This window comes from Barnesiella propionica (genome assembly GCF_025567045.1).
GTDB classification, from domain to species: domain Bacteria; phylum Bacteroidota; class Bacteroidia; order Bacteroidales; family Barnesiellaceae; genus Barnesiella_B; species Barnesiella_B propionica.
On the sequence record NZ_JAOQJK010000010.1, the window covers coordinates 29025 to 47536 of the forward strand.

The 18512-nt window shown below is 42.3% G+C and carries 15 protein-coding genes and 1 tRNA gene; 8 read left to right on the plus strand and 8 right to left on the minus strand.

The annotated features are described in order from the left end of the window. Positions 1 to 87 precede the first annotated feature (87 nt). The 5 genes from OCV73_RS12415 (at position 88) to lpxA (ending at position 7495) form a co-directional block, all read left to right on the plus strand. Positions 88 to 657 carry a Crp/Fnr family transcriptional regulator gene (locus OCV73_RS12415; RefSeq protein ID WP_147552672.1) on the plus strand — a complete coding sequence of 190 codons (570 nt, stop codon included), beginning with the start codon at positions 88 to 90 and terminating at the stop codon, positions 655 to 657. Between the two features lie 193 nt (positions 658 to 850). Continuing rightward, positions 851 to 2050 (plus strand): efflux RND transporter periplasmic adaptor subunit, encoded by a 1200-nt coding sequence (locus tag OCV73_RS12420; protein WP_147552673.1) that lies wholly within the window; start codon positions 851 to 853, stop codon positions 2048 to 2050. Positions 2051 to 2094: 44 nt separating this feature from the next. Then, entirely contained in the window at positions 2095 to 5268 is a 3174-nt protein-coding gene (locus OCV73_RS12425) for an efflux RND transporter permease subunit (RefSeq protein WP_147552675.1), read from the plus strand. 36 nt (positions 5269 to 5304) lie between these two features. Then, positions 5305 to 6687, plus strand: a complete 1383-nt coding sequence (locus OCV73_RS12430; protein WP_147552677.1) for a TolC family protein — start codon at positions 5305 to 5307, stop codon at positions 6685 to 6687. A 28-nt stretch (positions 6688 to 6715) separates the two neighbouring features. Further along, positions 6716 to 7495 carry an acyl-ACP--UDP-N-acetylglucosamine O-acyltransferase gene (lpxA, locus tag OCV73_RS12435; protein ID WP_147552679.1) on the plus strand — a complete coding sequence of 260 codons (780 nt, stop codon included), beginning with the start codon at positions 6716 to 6718 and terminating at the stop codon, positions 7493 to 7495. 286 nt (positions 7496 to 7781) lie between these two features. Here lpxA and OCV73_RS12440 read toward each other — a convergent pair. From OCV73_RS12440 to OCV73_RS12450, 3 genes are all read right to left on the minus strand, one after another. Then, positions 7782 to 7854: transfer RNA gene (locus OCV73_RS12440), tRNA-Lys, on the minus strand. Positions 7855 to 7977: 123 nt separating this feature from the next. Continuing rightward, positions 7978 to 8784: an MBL fold metallo-hydrolase gene (locus OCV73_RS12445; protein ID WP_147552680.1), complete on the minus strand. Its 807-nt coding sequence runs from the start codon at positions 8782 to 8784 to the stop codon at positions 7978 to 7980. Positions 8785 to 8863: 79 nt separating this feature from the next. After that, positions 8864 to 9568: an SAM-dependent methyltransferase gene (locus tag OCV73_RS12450; protein ID WP_147552887.1), complete on the minus strand. Its 705-nt coding sequence runs from the start codon at positions 9566 to 9568 to the stop codon at positions 8864 to 8866. Positions 9569 to 9635: 67 nt separating this feature from the next. On the opposite strand from OCV73_RS12450, the gene OCV73_RS12455 reads away from it, so the two are divergent. Together OCV73_RS12455 and OCV73_RS12460 are read left to right on the plus strand one after the other, a co-directional pair. After that, positions 9636 to 11063 carry a methyltransferase RsmF C-terminal domain-like protein gene (locus tag OCV73_RS12455; protein ID WP_147552682.1) on the plus strand — a complete coding sequence of 476 codons (1428 nt, stop codon included), beginning with the start codon at positions 9636 to 9638 and terminating at the stop codon, positions 11061 to 11063. 156 nt (positions 11064 to 11219) lie between these two features. Further along, positions 11220 to 13250 (plus strand): alpha amylase C-terminal domain-containing protein, encoded by a 2031-nt coding sequence (locus tag OCV73_RS12460; protein WP_147552684.1) that lies wholly within the window; start codon positions 11220 to 11222, stop codon positions 13248 to 13250. Positions 13251 to 13612: 362 nt separating this feature from the next. On the opposite strand, the gene OCV73_RS12465 is transcribed toward OCV73_RS12460, so the two are convergent. The 5 genes from OCV73_RS12465 to OCV73_RS12485 all read right to left on the minus strand — a co-directional run bounded on the left by OCV73_RS12465 (position 13613) and on the right by OCV73_RS12485 (position 17547). Next, entirely contained in the window at positions 13613 to 13771 is a 159-nt protein-coding gene (locus OCV73_RS12465; protein ID WP_167551264.1) for a hypothetical protein, read from the minus strand. Positions 13772 to 14030: 259 nt separating this feature from the next. Beyond that, positions 14031 to 14516: a hypothetical protein gene (locus OCV73_RS12470; RefSeq protein ID WP_147552686.1), complete on the minus strand. Its 486-nt coding sequence runs from the start codon at positions 14514 to 14516 to the stop codon at positions 14031 to 14033. A gap of 94 nt (positions 14517 to 14610) precedes the next feature. Beyond that, a complete protein-coding gene (locus OCV73_RS12475) occupies positions 14611 to 14859 on the minus strand; it encodes a hypothetical protein (protein WP_147552688.1) in 249 nt (82 codons plus the stop codon). A 4-nt stretch (positions 14860 to 14863) separates the two neighbouring features. Next, complete coding sequence (locus OCV73_RS12480; protein WP_147552690.1) at positions 14864 to 16030, minus strand: T9SS type A sorting domain-containing protein; 1167 nt, start codon at positions 16028 to 16030, stop codon at positions 14864 to 14866. Positions 16031 to 16128: 98 nt separating this feature from the next. Beyond that, on the minus strand, positions 16129 to 17547 hold the full coding sequence (locus tag OCV73_RS12485; RefSeq protein ID WP_147552692.1) for an ATP-dependent DNA helicase: 1419 nt from the start codon (positions 17545 to 17547) through the stop codon (positions 16129 to 16131). Between the two features lie 72 nt (positions 17548 to 17619). Between OCV73_RS12485 and OCV73_RS12490 the strand changes: the two genes are divergently transcribed. Continuing rightward, a complete protein-coding gene (locus OCV73_RS12490; protein WP_147552694.1) occupies positions 17620 to 18480 on the plus strand; it encodes a DUF3822 family protein in 861 nt (286 codons plus the stop codon). Positions 18481 to 18512 lie beyond the last annotated feature (32 nt).

Consider the following 18512-nt stretch of genomic DNA (forward strand, 5'->3'; position numbering starts at 1 on the left):
ATATATAAGCATAAACAATTAATAATTTGTTTTTACATCGTTTACAGAATGATTACACTATATTTGTAACGATAAAAACAATATAATATGCATGAACTTCTCGATTATTTAAATATTAAATTAACTCCGCAATTACAAGAAAAGTTAGAGCCTATTATTAGTGAACATCATTATAAAAAAGGAGACAAGCTTTTTCGTCCGAAAGAAGTAGACGAACAAATCTTTTTCATCATTAAAGGAGGAGCACGTTCCTTTTATCTGAAAGAAGGTAAAGAAATAACTTATTCGTTCACTTTTGAGAACGATATAATGATTTCCATGCGTTCCAAGCTAAGCAAATTAGAATTTCCCGAAATTGTCGAATTCATAGAAGACTCTCATATTATTTCCATCCATACCGACTTGATTTCCCTCCCCCTTAAAGCTTCAAACGTATCGGCCGTTACTTTTCTCAACACAATTTTGATTCGATACACTCATTTTTTAGAAGATAGGGTAATTACGCTTCAACATAAGTCGGCCCGCGAAAGATACGAATGGAGCATCAACCGTTATCCAAGATTATTCGAGCGTGCGACTTTAAGCCAAATTGCCTCATTTCTGGGAATCACTACCGAGACTTTATGCCGCATTCGTTCAGGCAAATACGCAACATAACGTTTTTTAGCTATTTGTTAAATTTTAATACCTATTTTCAAAACACAGTATTACTATTAACAATAATTACACTATTAAAAAAGTAAAAATTGATATATATCAAAAATTACTTATTTAGAATTGAGGTACTTTTGCCCTAATTTAAAAAGGTATCAAGATTGGTTTTCAATTCTACACAACAAAAAAGCAAAATATGAAAATTAGAAGTTCTATGATTATTCAATCACAGCGCATTGTCGTAATCGCACTATGCCTGATCCTCTTTTCCTGTGGTAAAAAAAACCAAAATGGTTTTAACACTGTAAAAGAATATGCTGTAATTACGGTTCAGCCCACTCATAGTCAATTGGAAAGTCTCTATCCGGCTACAATCAGAGGTAAACAAGATGTGGAAATAAGACCCCAGGTTAGTGGATTCATCACAAAATTATGTATAGACGAAGGTTCTGTCGTGAAAAAAGGACAGCCACTGTTTATAATTGACCAAGTACAATATGAAGAAGCCGTAAACATAGCCGATGCTGCCGTAAATGTGGCAAAGAGCCAGGTATCCACTGCACAGCTCACAGCAGATAACAAAAAAGAATTGGCTAAAAGAAATATTATAAGCCAATACGAGCTCCAAATGGCTTTAAACGATTTGGCAACAGCGAAAGCCAATCTGGCTCAAGCTAATGCTCAACTGGTAAATGCCCGTAAGAATCTATCTTATACGGTAGTAACTAGTCCGTCAAACGGAATAGCCGGAAATATTCCTTTCCGTGTGGGAAGCCTTGTAAGCCCTTCTTCAGCCACTCCGCTTACCACAATTTCCGATATTTCAGAAATGTTCGTATATTTTTCTATGAACGAGAAACAAATACTGGATCTGACCCGCCAGGGAAAAGGATCGGCAAAAGAAGCACTGGATAAGATGCCGGAAATATCTTTAAAGTTAGCAGACGGTTCGGTATATCCCGAATCAGGAAAAATAGAAACTATCAGCGGAGTAATCGATCCTGCTACCGGGGCCGCCAGCATACGTGCTACCTTTCCGAATCCTGACAGAATACTACGCAGCGGAGGAACAGGATCCGTACTCATTCCGTCTACCACAGATGCAGCGATCATCATTCCGCAAAAAGCCACTTATGAAATACAAGATAAGAGATTTGTGTATTTGGTTAACGATAGTTCCATCGTACACAGTACCGAAATTACAGTTTCCCCGGTCAACGATGGAAAAACTTATGTCGTACTTGACGGATTAAAAGCAGGAGACCGCATTGTTATAGAAGGAGTCGGAACTTCCGTAAAAGAAGGAATGACAATCAAGCCTATTACGCCCGAAGAGTCTGCTGCCAAAATTAAAGGACTGACACAACAAGCATCTATGAAAAACACCGGGAAATAATCATCGCTGAATTATAAAGCACATGTATTTTAAATCAATGAAACATGAAACTAGATAAATTTATTAACCGCCCGGTATTATCCACTGTTATTTCGATCCTGATCGTTATATTAGGAATACTGGGACTTGTATCGTTGCCTGTAACGCAATATCCGGATATTGCACCTCCGACTATACAAGTAAGTACATCATATACAGGAGCAAACGCCCAAACCGTACTAAACAGTGTTATTGCTCCACTGGAAGAACAAATAAACGGGGTAGAAAACATGAATTACATGACTTCTACCGCTACAAATACCGGAGACGCCAGCATACAAATTTATTTCAAGCAGGGAACCGACCCTGATATGGCAGCCGTAAACGTGCAAAACCGCGTATCTAAGGCATTAGGTCTCTTACCGTCCGAAGTTACCAAAGTAGGTGTAATTACCAGTAAACGACAGACAAGTATGTTGCTGGGATTTTCAGTCTACAGTTCCGACGACAAATATGACTCGAAATTCATCGAAAACTATGCCAAAATAAACCTTATCCCTCAAGTACAACGTGTACCGGGTGTAGGGGATGCCATGGTAATGGGAGCCGACTACTCTATGCGTATATGGCTTAAACCCGATGTAATGGCACAATACAAATTAATGCCTAGCGACGTTACCCTGGCTTTAGCCGAACAAAATATTGAAGCAGCTCCCGGACAATTCGGAGAAAGTGGAGACCAGTCTTTCCAGTATATCATGAAATATAAGGGACGTCTGCAAACCGCCGAAGAATTCGAGGATATCGTAATACGGGCTACTTCCGACGGAGAAGTACTGCGTTTAAAAGACATAGCCCGTATCGAATTAGGACGGTTATCTTACGGATTCAACAATAACGTGAACGGTCATCCGGGTGTAACGGCAATGATATTTCAGACTCCGGGATCGAATGCTACGGAAATCATCAACAATATTACTGCATTGCTTGACGAATGTTCAAAAGATCTCCCGGCAGGGGTTAAGATAGAAATTATGTTGAATACGAATGACTTCTTGTCCGCATCTATCGATGAAGTGCTTAAAACTCTATTCGAAGCATTCGTTCTCGTCTTCCTCGTTGTATATGTATTCCTGCAGGATTTCCGTTCAACCTTAATACCTGCAATAGCAATACCGGTTGCATTGATCGGAACATTCTTTGTCCTGTTTATTATCGGATTTAGCATCAACCTGTTAACGTTATGTGCTTTGGTACTTGCCATTGCGATAGTCGTCGACGACGCGATAGTCGTCGTTGAGGCGGTACACGCCAAACTGGATGAAGGATATAAATCGGCTCGAATAGCTTCTATCGACGCCATGAACGAAATATCAGGCGCGATCGTTTCTATCACCCTCGTGATGATGGCCGTATTTATCCCTGTAAGTTTTATGGGCGGTACTTCCGGTATATTTTACAGGCAATTCGGTATTACAATGGCGATAGCTATCGGTTTGTCCGCATTGAACGCTTTAACCTTAAGCCCGGCCCTTTGCGCCATTTTCCTGAAACCGCATGATAAAAACGGAGAGAAAAAGAAAATGTCTCCTATAGACCGCTTCCACACAGCCTTTAATGCTGCATACGATGTTATCCTGAAAAAATATAAGAACAGCACGAAGTTTTTCATCAATCACAAATGGATATCTTTCGGAACTGTTGCCGTTTCTGTCGTATTGCTCGTTTTCTTAATGAAAATCACTCCTTCCGGACTTGTACCGAATGAAGATACCGGAACTTTCTTTGCGGTAATAGACTTACCTCCGGCAACTTCTATGGAAAGGACCGAACTTACAATGGAAAAACTGGATAGTATCATAGCTGCAAATCCGGCCGTACAAAGCCGCACGCAAATAACCGGTTACAGTTTCATTGCCGGACAAGGAAACTCCTATGGTACATTCATCTGCAGATTAAAGAACTGGGATGAACGAGGAAAAGGAGAAGACATCAATTCTGTAATCGGATCTATATATATGCAGGCTCAGGCAGCGATTAAAGATGGCCGTGTCTTGTTATTCGCTCCTCCTATGATCCCCGGATACAGTGTCACTAACGGTTTCGAATTTAACCTACAGGATAAAACAGGAGGAGATCTGAACGAATTCTTCCGGATTTCCCAGGAATTCCTGGCCAAACTGAATGAAAGACCGGAGATAGCTGCTGCCCAGACAACATTCAACCCAACTTTCCCGCAATATATGGTAGACATAGACGCTGCCAAATGTAAGCAGGCAGGCATAAGCCCTAATGACATATTAACGACATTACAGGGATATTACGGAGGTATGTATGTGTCAAACTTCAACCGTTTCGGTAAATTATACCGTGTTATGATGCAGGCAGACGCTAATTACCGTATCAATCCCGAAACACTTAACAACATTAAAGTACGCAACGGGAGTGAAATGGCACCCATTACACAGTTCGTAACATTGAGAAAAATATACGGCCCCGACAATATAAAACGTTTCAACATGTTCACATCCATGACCATCAATGGATCCCCTGCCGATGGTTATACCTCCGGTCAGGCCATACAAGCCATACAGGAAGTTGCAGCAGAAAGTCTGCCTACAGGTTACGGATATGAATTTTCCGGTATGACACGGGAGGAACAAAGCAACGGTAGCGGAACCACTGCTATTATATTTCTGCTCTGCCTCGTATTTGTTTACTTATTGTTAAGTGCGCAATACGAAAGTTATATACTGCCTTTGGTCGTTATCCTATCCATTCCGTTCGGTCTGTGCGGTAGTTTTATCTTCGCACAAATCATGGGAGTAAGCAACAATATCTATCTACAGATATCATTGATCATGTTGATGGGACTTTTGGCCAAAAATGCTATTCTTATCACAGAATTCGCATTGGAACGTCGTCTCACGGGCATGTCCATTGTGGGTGCTGCCATACAGGGAGCCGGCGCCCGTTTACGTCCTATTCTCATGACATCATTAGCTCTTGTATTCGGACTTTTGCCTATGATGTTCGCATCGGGAGTAGGAGCCAACGGTAACAGCACACTCGGTACAGGAGCCGTCGGAGGCATGCTTATCGGTATGATATGTCAAATATTTGTCGTACCGGCGTTATTTGTCGTCTTCCAGAACATTCAGGAACGCATCAAACCTATACAATGGAAAGACTTGGATAACACAGAACTGGAACCGGAAATTGAACAATATGCGAAATAAACCGGGCATTTCATATACCGTATAAAAAAATAAAATATGAAGAAACCTATCATTTTATATGCAATCATATTGACAGTCATAATGAGCAGCTGTCATATTTACAAACCATATAACCGCCCCGAGGTAAATACCTCGGGGATGTACCGGGACACCATATCTGTCAACGATACCTTAGCGTCCGATACGGCCAATATGGGAAATCTTCCCTGGCAAAAAGTTTTTACCGACCCCTATCTGCAAACGCTTATAAGCCAAGGTCTGGAACAGAACAGCGACCTGAAAACAGCTGCACTACGCGTAACAGAAGCCGAAGCCGGACTGTTGTCGGCACGACTATCCTACGTACCTTCTTTAAATCTGGCTCCCCAGGGAACATTCAGCAGGATACAGGATATGCTTCCTCACCAATGGAGTTACAACCTCCCTGTCACTGCAAGTTGGGAAATAGATTTGTTCGGACGTTTATTAAACACTAAAAGAGGTGCAAAAGCAGCCTTATTACAAAGCGAAGCATATAAGCAAGCCGTACAAACTCAGGTAATTGCTACCATAGCAAATACTTATTATACTTTGCTGATGCTGGACAAACAACTGGCCATTACGGAAGAAACAGCAGCAAACTGGAAAAAAAATGTTGAAACAATGAAATATCTCAAAGAAGCCGGTCGTGTGAATGAAGCTGCAGTTGTGCAAAGCGAAGCCAATAGCCACATGATAGAAGCGTCTATTCCCGATATCCGCCGCCAGATAAGAGAAACAGAAAATTCATTATCCGTAATTCTGGGAGTAGCCCCGCAAACGATCAAGCGAGGAAAACTGGAAGACCAGACATTCCCGGAACAATTGAACGCGGGCATTCCTGTCCAAATGCTCGCCAACCGTCCCGACGTAAAATCAGCTGAAATGTCTCTGGCCAGTGCTTACTATAATACAAATGTGGCACGCTCGGCCTTCTATCCGCAAATTTCCATAAGCGGAACCCTCGGGTGGACTAATCTGGCCGGGGGACAAATTGTAGACCCGTTCACAATGATAGCCAACGCCGTAGGTTCACTTACACAACCCTTATTTAATAAAGGTACGAACATCGCCCGGCTCAAAGTCGCCAAAGCCCAACAGGAAGAAGCCTTAATTGCGTTCCAGCAAAGCATTTTAAATGCGGGACAGGAAGTAAGTAATGCGCTCACATTGTACCAGACAGCCGAAGAGAAAAGTATAGAAAGAAAAAAACAGATAAATTCTCTCGAAAAATCGGTGGAATATACGCAGGAATTACTAACTTTAGGAACATCAACGTATCTGGAAGTCCTCACAGCCCAACAATCGTTGCTTAGCGCACAATTGTCCGAAACTTCGGACTCTTTCCAGAAGATACAATCCGTCATCAATCTGTACCATGCATTGGGAGGCGGGCGATGAACAAGAAAAACCTTAAAATTAGAATATTATGATTAGTCCTTTAGCTTACGTAGATCCTGATGCGAAAATCGGTCAGAACGTTGACATTCTTCCGTTTGCATACATCGAAAAGAATGTAGTGATCGGAGATAATTGTACTATTATGGCCCATGCCAGTATTCTTAGCGGGACACGCATGGGAAGTGGAAATAAAGTATACCAAAGTGCCATATTGGGAGCAACTCCTCAGGACTTCAAATTCAAAGGAGAAGATACTATCCTGAAAATCGGAGATAATAACACCATACGTGAAAAAGTTACCATTAACCGGGCCACTAACCGGGAAGGAATTACCGAAATAGGAAACGGTTGCTTTCTGATGGAAGGTGTACACATTGCTCATGATACGAAAGTAGGTAATGATTGCATCATAGGAAACGGATCGAAAATCGCAGGTGAATGCATTCTGAACGACAAATCCATACTCAGTAGCGGAGTCATACTCCATCAGGGTTGTCGTGTAGGCAGTTGGACCATGATAAAAGGCGGTTGTCGTTCCAATAAGGACATTCCTCCTTACATAGTTGCCGCGCACAATCCTATCACTTATTATGGAATAAACGCCGTAATCATGGCACGTCATGGCTTCAACAACGAAATTATCGACAATATAGCCAAAGCATATCGTCAGATATACCAATGCAGCACGAGCCTGCCCAATGCAGTAAAAAGAATAAAGGAAGAAATACCCATGTCTCCTGAGATAAGAAGTATCCTCGACTTTATAGAGCATTCGGAAAGAGGCATCATTGCCTTAAATAAAGATTAATAGAACATATCCTTTTCAAAAAAACGGTACCGTTACAGTACCGTTTTTTATTTCTATATTATCATTGAAGTCCATCGAGTCATATCCACATATTCTCCTTCCTTTAGAAAAAGAACATTCTATCAATCCTATTTACCAATGAAAATAAATTCCCGATTCGGGAAAATATATCTCTTTCGAAGATAATGTAATTATATATAAAAAAGGAATTATTTCAAAACTAAAAATCCAAAGCACCGCATAATAAATAAAAGCACCTACATTACTGTAAGTGCTTCATTTTGTGTGACCCCGGAGAGGCTCGAACTCTCGACCCAATGATTAAGAGTCATTTGCTCTACCAACTGAGCTACGGAGTCATTCGCTGGTAACGGGTGCAAAAGTAATACTTTTTGAAGTACCTGCCAAAGTTTTCAGCCGAAAAAATTATCCATTCTTCAAATTATCTCTCAAAAAAATAAATCGGAATTACGGCAAATCTATTATTCTCCGAAATTATAATACTCCGAAGGATGGTTACGGGTAAGAGCGACCAGTTCCACATCCTTTCCTACACGTATGCCTTCCTGATACAATCTGTATTCTATCGTTTTATAAGCCAATTCCGGATGATTATTATCCCGGCTTAAATGACATAGAAATATATATTTGAGATCCGAGGTGAAATTACGGGCCAGAAATTCGCCCGTAGCGGCATTGTCCATATGACCGCTGCCTGCCAGGATCCTTTTCTTGAGATAAGGCGGATACGTTCCGTTTATAAGCATTTCTTCATCGTAATTAGCTTCAATAACCATAAAGTTCGCTTGTTTCAGATAATGAGCGGCAATATCGGTAATATGTCCCAGGTCGGTAGCAAAAGCAAATTTATGCCGGCCGAAACGAATAAAATAACCCACATTGTCGGTTCCGTCATGAGGTACTTCAAAAGCTGTAATTTCGAAATCCCTGATCCTGAACGGGACCTCTTTCACAATATTCCGGTGGGCACTATATACTTTCTCCACCATGCAATAATTACGGTTCATACCCTGCAATATAGCTTCGGTCGTATAAATGGGTATGCCATATCTTTCACCTACAATTCCGGCAGATTTGATGTGATCGGCATGATCGTGAGTTATACAAAGAGCTATGATTTTTTCGAAAGAGATACCATTATCCTTTAATGCTTTTTTTATCGTTCTTATCCCTATCCCCGCATCAATCAGAATACCGTATTCGTCTGTTCCCAGATAATAACAATTTCCACTGCTTCCGCTGGCCAGGCTCATAAATCGTAAATCCATAATCTCCTTCCCTTTTTGCTCAAGTCGTGCAAAGATAATTTTTTTAGCGCTATTATCCGAATAAAAAAATCCTAATCTGCTATTTATAGATTAAAAAAATAGCCGGCTTTTTCTGAAAATCGTACTTCAATTTACTCCATTCCTTCAATGTGCAAGTCCGGATGTATTCATCTTCGCAACTCACATTACAAGCTACGCACAAACGAGTCTGAGGACGGCAGCTCCGTATCAGATCCTCCATAAGACGATGATTACGATACGGAGTCTCGATAAATATCTGGGTCTGGTTTTCATTCCAGGCGCGTTGTTCCAGCAGCTTTATCTTTTTTGTACGCTCATTCCCTTCGATAGGCAAATAGCCATGAAAAGCAAAACTCTGTCCGTTAAAACCCGAAGCCATCAAAGAAAGCAAAATGGACGACGGTCCTACCAGCGGAACCACCGGATAACCGTTCCGCTGCGCTATAGCCACGACATCGGCACCGGGATCGGCTATAGCAGGACAACCCGCTTCCGATATGACCCCCATAGGCAAGCCATTTCCCAATGGCAATAAATATTCCGATATGCTTTCAGGAGCAGTATGCTTGTCCAGTGTATAAAAAGTCAATTCATCTATCACGATATCAGGATTGCTTTTTTTGAGAAAACGTCTGGCGGTACGCACATTTTCAACAATATAATGTTTTATTCCGGCAATAATTGTCCGGTTATAATCCGGTAATACTCTGTCAATAGAAGTTTCACCCAGAGGTACAGGAATCAGATATAAAGCAACTTGCAGCATAACTTACGATTTTACAGTAATTTTCCACAAAAATACGTATTTTTGCGGGGAAAATAATATGTAGATGAAATTACCTGACACATTTGTCCGACGTACCCGGACTCTACTACCCGAAGAATATGATCTGCTGGAACAGGCTATTCTATCGGATTCTCCGGTAAGCATTCGCTGCAACCGAGAAAAAGGAAATATATCCGGGACCGATTTCGAACGCGTGCCTTGGTCTCAAACCGGCTTCTACCTCCCCGAACGAATTCCATTTACTTTCGACCCGCTTTTTCATGCAGGAGCCTACTATGTACAGGAAGCCTCATCTATGTTTCTGGGGCACATTATCCGGCAGTATATTCACGATCCCGTACGTTATCTCGATCTATGCGCCGCACCGGGAGGTAAAACGACAGACGCTCTTTCCTCTTTGCCCGAAGGAAGCCTGGTCGTAAGTAACGAACTTATGCGCAGCCGGGCCCATATCCTGGCCGAGAATGTAATAAAATGGGGAAATCCTTCAGCGATCGTAACCCGCAACGAACCCTCCGATTTCTCTTCACTACACCATTATTTCGACGTAATAGCCACAGACGTTCCGTGCTCGGGGGAAGGAATGTTCCGTAAAGATAAAGAAGCCATTTCGGAATGGTCGCCTGAAAATGTAATTCGTTGTGCAGACAGACAAAAGAATATCCTTCGCGATATATGGAGTGCACTACGGCCCGGAGGACTGCTCATATACAGCACCTGCACTTACAATACGGAAGAAAACGAAGAGATGATTCTTTTTCTGCAAAAACAATTCGGAGCCATTCCTCTTCCCGTAAAAACGCATCCTGAATGGAGCATAAAAAACTCCTTACTGGGCGACATACCCGTTTACAGATTTATGCCTCATCTTACACGTGGAGAAGGTCTATTCATGACCATCCTCCGAAAACCGGAAAATAGTGAGGCTACGTCGCCCGGGATCTTGTTTAGAGAAAATGACAAAGCTACTAAACGAAAACAAAATAAAGAGAACTCTCCGGCCGTGCCGGAAGAACTCAAAAGGATGTTATTACATCCGGACCGATTCGATTTCATACATGAAACAAACACATTTACAGCTTTCCCTTCTATATACCGGAAAGATTACCAATTATTGCGAAACAAATTACAGATCATCCACGCCGGAATACCTATAGCCGAGCAAAAAGGAAAAGACCTGATCCCCTGCCATGCCCTGGCTTTATCTACTTCTCTGAATCTAAATTACACCGACAAAGTTGAAATAGATCTGCCTACAGCCATATCTTACCTCCGAAGGGAAGGCCTGCAGTTATCTTCAGATTTGCCCCGGGGATATCTACTGCTCACTTATCAGGGGCATCCTATAGGGTGGGTAAAGAACGTGGGCAACCGAGCCAACAACCTTTATCCGCAAGAATGGAGAATACGCAGCGGATATATTCCCCAAGGACTGAAGTCGGTCGCCATCTCTCCCAAAAACGGAGAATAAGTGCGGCGATTTTTATTCCGGGTTATATCAAAATCCGAGATACTTTCTTATATTTGCATAAGCCGAAAGATTTTTATCTATCCGGCAGAAGGTAACCCGAAAAACTAATCAGCGGATATGTTTGGCAGAACATCCCACCGCTTTAACTTTATTTATATGGAGCCTTTAAAGATTCTGCAACAAGACCCGTGGCTGGCACCCTATAGTCAGGCTATCGAAGGACGCCACCAGTACACACTGGAAACGAAAAAAGCTCTCACAGGAAGAAAATCCCTTTCCGGCTTTGCCGACGGATATCTATATTTCGGTTTGCATAAAACCGACAAAGGATGGATTTTCCGTGAATGGGCTCCTAATGCCACTGAAATATATCTGACTGGGACATTTTCTGACTGGAAAGAACAGGCCCAATACAAATTAAAACCTATAGGAAACGGTGTATGGGAAACCAAACTAAAACCGGAAGCCCTGCACCATCTCGACCTGTATAAACTGTCCATGCACTGGAAAGGAGGAAAAGGAGAACGCATTCCGGCTTGGGCCACACGGGTAGTACAAGACGAAAAAAGCTATATCTTTTCGGCCCAGGTATGGGATCCTGCCGAACCCTATACTTTCAAAAAGAAAAAATTCATACCCAAAACTTCACCCCTCCTTATCTACGAGTGTCATATAGGAATGGCACAGGAGGAAGAAAGAATAGGCACATATACCGAATTTAGGGAAACGATACTCCCCCGCATCGCCCGCATGGGATACAATGCCATACAGATCATGGCCATTCAGGAACACCCTTATTACGGCTCCTTCGGCTATCATGTCTCCAGTTTCTTCGCACCGTCCTCACGGTTCGGGACTCCCGACGAACTGAAACAATTGATAGATACCGCACACGAACTGGGTATCGCCGTAATTATGGATATCGTGCATTCCCACGCCGTTAAAAACGAAGTGGAAGGTCTGGGAAGATTCGACGGTACACACAATCAATACTTTTACGGAGATCACCGCCGGGAACATCCCGCCTGGGATTCTCTTTGCTTCGATTACGGTAAACACGAAGTCATACACTTCCTGCTATCCAATTGTAAATACTGGCTGGAAGAATTTAAATTCGACGGCTTCAGGTTCGACGGCGTAACCTCCATGCTTTACTATAACCACGGTCTGGGACAAGCATTCGGTTCCTATGCCGATTATTATAACGGAGGACAAGACAATAACGCCATAGCTTATCTGAGCCTGGCCAATCTGCTCATACACGAGGTAAATCCTCATGCGATCACCATCGCCGAAGAGATGAGCGGTATGCCGGGCCTGGCCGCACCTTTTCAGGACGGAGGTATGGGATTCGACTACCGCATGGCCATGGGTATTCCGGATTACTGGATAAAAAACATCAAAGAAAAGAAAGACGAAGACTGGAAACCAACTTCTATATTCTGGGAACTGACAAACCGGAGGTGTGATGAAAAGACAATCAGTTATGCCGAAAGTCACGACCAGGCGCTTGTAGGAGATAAGACCATCATCTTCCGGCTGATAGACGATATCATGTACTGGCACATGTCCAAAAACGATAATAATATGACCGTAGACAGGGGAATGGCCTTACACAAAATGATACGGCTGGTTACCCTCTCCACAATCAACGGGGGATACCTGAACTTTATGGGAAATGAATTCGGCCATCCCGAATGGATAGATTTTCCGAGGGAAGGGAACGGATGGTCTTATAAATACGCCCGCAGGCAATGGAGCCTATTTGACAGGAAAGACCTGAAATACGAATTTCTGGGAGAGTTCGACAGGGCCATGATCGGACTTATAAAATCGATACGACATTTTGAAAAGACCCCCATCGAAAAACTATGGGATAACGACGGAGACCAGATACTCGCTTTCCGCCGGAAAGATCTGATATTTATATTCAACTTCCATCCGAACAAATCATTTACCGATTACGGCATTCTGGCCCCCGCAGGGGCCTACGAAATGATCCTGAACAGCGATGCCCGGGAATTCGGAGGATATGGTCTCGTCAATCCCGATATAGTCCATTTTACCATGCCCGATCCTTTATATAAAAAAGCAAAGAAAGAATGGCTGCGGTTATACATACCGGCCCGTTCGGCACAGGTTCTGAGATTAAAAAAAGATCCGGCAAAAAAGAAAACGAAAGATTAAGACAAAATATTTTAACGGGCTGTCCAAAAGAGTGACAGCCCCATCCGCATTTTTTCAATGAAAAAGAATCCGTAACCCGACTCTTTCTATTACGGCCATTGATAAAATATAAAAAATATCAATACACCCGATACTATATATTTAGTCATTCATATTATAATAATTGGGATATTGTTTTACATTTTGCATATACAATTCATTATGCAGAGGTCTCCTTTTACTATTTTTATAGAATCATTCTGATAAAATTCTTCTTTTTCATTTTTCACTTCTATAAAAAAATCCGAAGTACTGCATACAGTCTATTCTATACTTTCCTTTTCGCAAGATAATACGAGTTACATAAATTGTATTAGGAGCAATTATGCATAATTAGGATCATTTCCCAACCGTTGTAGCTCTTTTACATTCCATAACCTTATGAAGGTAAAGCCATCTTTTATTCTCTTCTTTTCCATCTCTATAATAACCGATAGTATCCATACGACTACAAATAATGGTAATAAATGTAGAATTATCATTAGAAATGCTTTTTATTATAAATACCGTATCCGATTCAACACGAAAATCCAGTTTTTCATACCAACAAGATATATCTCTTAATTTATAACGTTAAACTGCATACGGAGTGCGTTTACTATATTTAATAGAATCGTTCCATCGGTAATTAGTCATCATATAAAAAGCACCTATTTTCATCGTTAACTATTTTAACCGGCAGGAATATAACCGGAATCAACACCGTTATTCTGATAATAAATTCTTAAAGGCAAATAAGATTCAACGAAAATTAAAATATTTTGTACAATCTATTCTATATTTTCCGTTCCGGAAAATAATACGGGTTACATAAACTATACGGGGAGAGATAAAAGCCCTATCAGGATCATTGCCCAGACGTTGTAACTCTTTTACATTCCATTGTCTTAATAATGTTAATTGTATATATGGATGAAGAAATGTTTTTCTATAGGTAATCCCTTGCATCACATTAGGATAATAACCCAGCGTATCTTTACTGCTATATACCGTAGTAATGCGTGGACTTCTATCGTTCTCCAGTATATAAACCGTATCCGATTCGATGGAAAAATCCAGTTTATCGTACCATCCCGATCGGTATCTTCGTCTATATTTATAAACTACTCTCGGCAGGTTTGAGTCTATCGTATCCCTTAAATACGATTCATCCGAGCCTTTTATCAATAACGGTTCAGGATCTCCACGATAAAAAGAAAGCAGTTCTTTATTGAATATATCTTTCAATTACTGACGGATATAGGGCGTTTCTCCTTTTATATACACAAATCCTAAAGTACAGAATAATATAATCAAAATCGTACGTTTCATAATCTGTTTTTTATTTAGCTCCGTCGGTAATTGGCCATATAATCAGATTCGCCCCGGCAGGAGTAACGCCCATGTGCCATACCTGACAGAGATTTCCCAGACCGTCGTAATAACATCTTTTACCCGACAAATAACGCGAGCCGCTCTCGTCCAGCATAATGCGCTCCTGGACAAACGACCTGTCGGGCGGCGGATAGGCGTAAACACGAACCGGCATCCACAGGGCCGTTAACAACAAAAGGGATAAACAACGGTTCATTATATTATTTTTTCATCAATTTTTCCACATAATCGAATCTGCCGAACGAAAGGTGAAGCAAATATTCCCCTACGGGCATACTGCTCATCTCGCAAGACTCGGTGTAAACCCCGGCTTCCCGTTCTTGTTTCGGACGGCTCCATACCAGGTTACCCCGCAGGTCATATAGTTTCAAAGTAACGGCCGCATCTTTCATCAGGTAATATTCGATCGTTGCGCACGTAACCGCAGGCACGGGATAGATATTGTAAATTATATCTTCTTCCCTCAACTCCCGTCCGGGATCTTTTCCCTGCTCCTCTTCCTCCTTGCGCCGGACCTCATCATCGGCCGCCCTCACTTTCTCGTTTTCCTCGTCTTCCAATAACAATTGTTCTTCGGGCGGAAAACAGAACGCAGTCTGGTAATATTCACAGGAATCTCCTTTTACTATACTCCGGCTCTGACGGCTCTCGAATACGGGATAGCGGTAACCCCGGGCATACCAGCGCCAGATATCGGATTCGAAACGTACGGTATCACATGCAATATGAACATCGATACTGTCGGGAAGAAACAATGTGCTGTCATTATTTACCGTAAACAGGATGCTATCTTCATTGGCCATCCGCTCTACGATCTGCCGCACGTAATGTACCCGTAATACATTACGCAAAGTATCTCCGCCGGGCAAAATCACCGAACCGCAGGCATCGGCTTTAACGGTAGTATGTCCGGCTGTACGGAAATATATCTTGCGTCCGTAAATTCCTTCCCCGTAATAATATTCACGTACCGAATCCCCGTAAGAGAACGGATAACGTATCCTGAATTCGGGCCGAAGATTGTCCACGTGAGTGGTGACGTTATCGTATCCCGTATGATACAAGGTATCTCTTCCGTCGGTATAAAAATAATTGGTTTGCTGTTCCCTTTCCATTAGGATACTGTCGTTAAGGCTCAGGTAAGCGACTTTATATCCTTTGTCTATCTCTTTGAGTTTTCCGAAATCCCACAGGACATTTTTTCCGGTACGTCCCGGATCTTTAAATTCAACCTGGCATTTGAAAATGGTATCTCCTCCACGCATACCATGATGCTCCCTGTCGACCGTATGGGGCTGGGCAGAAGAGAACAGAACGCCGCTTACAAACAAAACGGAAAGCAAAAGAAAGAAGGAATGTCTTTTCATAATATCTGAATTAAATCTTATTTTTTTACAAATATATAGTTTTATTTTAAAAATAAAAACAAACACTATAAAATACATTTAAATAAAAGTGAAAGATATCACTTTTTTTCCTGAAAAGATTCGGACGGATTAATGATATATACCCGTCCGGTAGCCCGGGTAAGAGCTGTATATAACCACCTATAAAAATCTAAACCCACAGCTGAGGGATCGATATATCCCATATCTATAAATGCCGTTTTCCACTGTCCTCCCTGCGCCTTATGGCAAGTCATACCATAGGCGAATTTTACCTGCAAAGCATTGAACCAGGGATCTTCTTTGAGGCGTTTCATTTTTTCACGCTTAGAAGACAGATCTTCATAATCTTCCAGAATCCGCATAAACAGGTCGTTACCCTGTTCACGGGTAAGCGCCGGCGATTCACTTGTCAAAGTGTCCAGGATGATCTTCGCCTCTATCTCCGCTTCCAGGTACGGAAACCACAACAGAACATCGGCAAACCTGAAACCGTACATCTCCGTAACTCTCCGCACTCTTTCTACCCTTGCCACATCCCCGTTGGCAATAAAGCCTATTTCCTTATGTTCTTTTCCCCAGAAATAATTATTCCGGGCAATCAGCAGCAAGTCCCCGGAAGATAGTTCTTCCTCCCGGTACAGTATCTGGTTACGTACTCCCCGATTAAATATATTAGCCCTTTTGTTACTGCGGGTTATAATAATGGTTTCATCGATACCGTCACGGTCGTAAGCCTCTGAAATCTTCTCAACGAGTTCTTCCCCGTTCAACGCGGTAACGTCGCGAAAAGGTGCGAAACGAAGCTTGGGAACCGGTAAAGGGTGGCACGTCATCATCTCTCTCAGCCGGGTGGCATTGAACAGGATACCCGATTCACTTGTCTGGCGAGCCACCTGATCCAGCTCGTATCCCATGACCCGCAATCCGTAACCGGACAGAAGATCACGCTCCAGAGCGGGACTTTCTTCTCTCCCCACGGGCGGCAACTGGGCGGTATCTCCCAATAACAACAAACGGCATCTCTCTCCCGAATATACATATTCTACCAGATCGTCCAGCAGATGTCCCGTACCATATACCGTGCTATCGGCCGAATCGTTAGCTATCATGGAAGCTTCATCGACAATAAACAAGGTATCTTTATGCAGGTTTTCGGTTATAAGAAAACCTTCCATATCAGGAGAAAAAGACCTTTGCCGGTATATTTTCTTGTGTATGGTAAACGCTTGTTGTCCGGCATAGCCGGCAAAAACTTTTGCGGCACGCCCTGTCGGAGCCAGCAAGACCGTTTTGAACGACAGAGAAGAAAGGGTGCGCACCACTCCTCCGATCAGGGAAGTCTTTCCTGTCCCGGCGTAACCTGTAAGCAGAAACAGGGAATCGGTCTCCGGTCCCAGGACAAAACCGGCTAACCGATATAACAGTTCTTCCTGAGAAGGATTAGGCTGATAAGGTAAATTCTGTCTTACTTGCTGAACAAAAATGTCGTTTACCATCTTTTATTATAAATAAAGAGAGCTACAAAAATAGCACTTACATTTTCTTTTTTTAAATTTGCAAACATAAATGTGACAAAAAAGTTTAACAGGAACGGCATGAACGGAACACTGCAACATAAAGATATCGAATTGGAACATACGGGACAATATCATCTGGCCTTAAAACTGGACGATAACGGTTTTTCGTTCGCCCTGTATAACCCGGCGGTAAACGGTTCTTATATCTACCGCAAAGAGACATTCGATCTCAACCTGCATAATTACCTGTTCGCTTTGGAAAACGCAGTCTATTCCTATCCCGTTCTCTTACAGAATTTCCGAAAGACACAGATACTCGTACAACCGGAACATTTTACTTTTATCCCATTGCCTTTCGCCTCTTCCCGCGATAACGAAATCTATTTCCGGTTTTGTTTTCCGGAATCAAAGGACGAAATACTGGAAAACAATCTGAGCCGCTGCGGGTCACAACTGCTGTTCGGCATTGCTCCGGATGTCTCGGATTTCTTGCGGAGAACTTTCGACCGCCCTCAGATACTTCACCACCTTACTCCTTTATGTGAATACTTTTACCGCAAAAGCAGGCTGGGCAACAATGCGAAAATGTATGCCCATTTGCAAAAAGGAAATCTGGACTTGTTGTGTTTCAATAAGGAAGGGTTATTGCTCGCAAATACATTCCGTTTCAGACACATCAACGATGCGGCTTATTACATACTTAATGCCTGGCAGCAGCTGGAATACGACCAAATGAACGACGAACTTCAACTATCCGGCGACAAAAATCTGCGCAACGAGATTACTCCTCTTATGAGAGAATATATTACTTATGTAATGCCCACGATATTTCCGTCACATCTGTTCGAGCTCGGGGAAGAAACACACGGAGCGCCGTTCGATCTGGTCATATTACCTCTGTGCGAATTATAAAAAAAGTCCGGAAATACCGGACCCTTTTCTTT

Excerpts from the sequence above, each read along its gene's own strand:
- OCV73_RS12480 (WP_147552690.1), bottom strand. The coding sequence starts at position 16,030 with ATGAAAAGACATTCCTTCTTTCTTTTGCTTTCCGTTTTGTTTGTAAGC.
- OCV73_RS12455 (WP_147552682.1), top strand. The coding sequence starts at position 9,636 with ATGAAATTACCTGACACATTTGTCCGACGTACCCGGACTCTACTACCC.
- OCV73_RS12460 (WP_147552684.1), top strand. The coding sequence starts at position 11,220 with ATGGAGCCTTTAAAGATTCTGCAACAAGACCCGTGGCTGGCACCCTAT.
- OCV73_RS12425 (WP_147552675.1), top strand. The coding sequence starts at position 2,095 with ATGAAACTAGATAAATTTATTAACCGCCCGGTATTATCCACTGTTATT.
- OCV73_RS12445 (WP_147552680.1), bottom strand. The coding sequence starts at position 8,784 with ATGGATTTACGATTTATGAGCCTGGCCAGCGGAAGCAGTGGAAATTGT.
- OCV73_RS12475 (WP_147552688.1), bottom strand. The coding sequence starts at position 14,859 with ATGAACCGTTGTTTATCCCTTTTGTTGTTAACGGCCCTGTGGATGCCG.
- OCV73_RS12485 (WP_147552692.1), bottom strand. The coding sequence starts at position 17,547 with ATGGTAAACGACATTTTTGTTCAGCAAGTAAGACAGAATTTACCTTAT.
- OCV73_RS12415 (WP_147552672.1), top strand. The coding sequence starts at position 88 with ATGCATGAACTTCTCGATTATTTAAATATTAAATTAACTCCGCAATTA.
- OCV73_RS12465 (WP_167551264.1), bottom strand. The coding sequence starts at position 13,771 with ATGATAATTCTACATTTATTACCATTATTTGTAGTCGTATGGATACTA.
- OCV73_RS12430 (WP_147552677.1), top strand. The coding sequence starts at position 5,305 with ATGAAGAAACCTATCATTTTATATGCAATCATATTGACAGTCATAATG.
- lpxA (WP_147552679.1), top strand. The coding sequence starts at position 6,716 with ATGATTAGTCCTTTAGCTTACGTAGATCCTGATGCGAAAATCGGTCAG.
- OCV73_RS12420 (WP_147552673.1), top strand. The coding sequence starts at position 851 with ATGAAAATTAGAAGTTCTATGATTATTCAATCACAGCGCATTGTCGTA.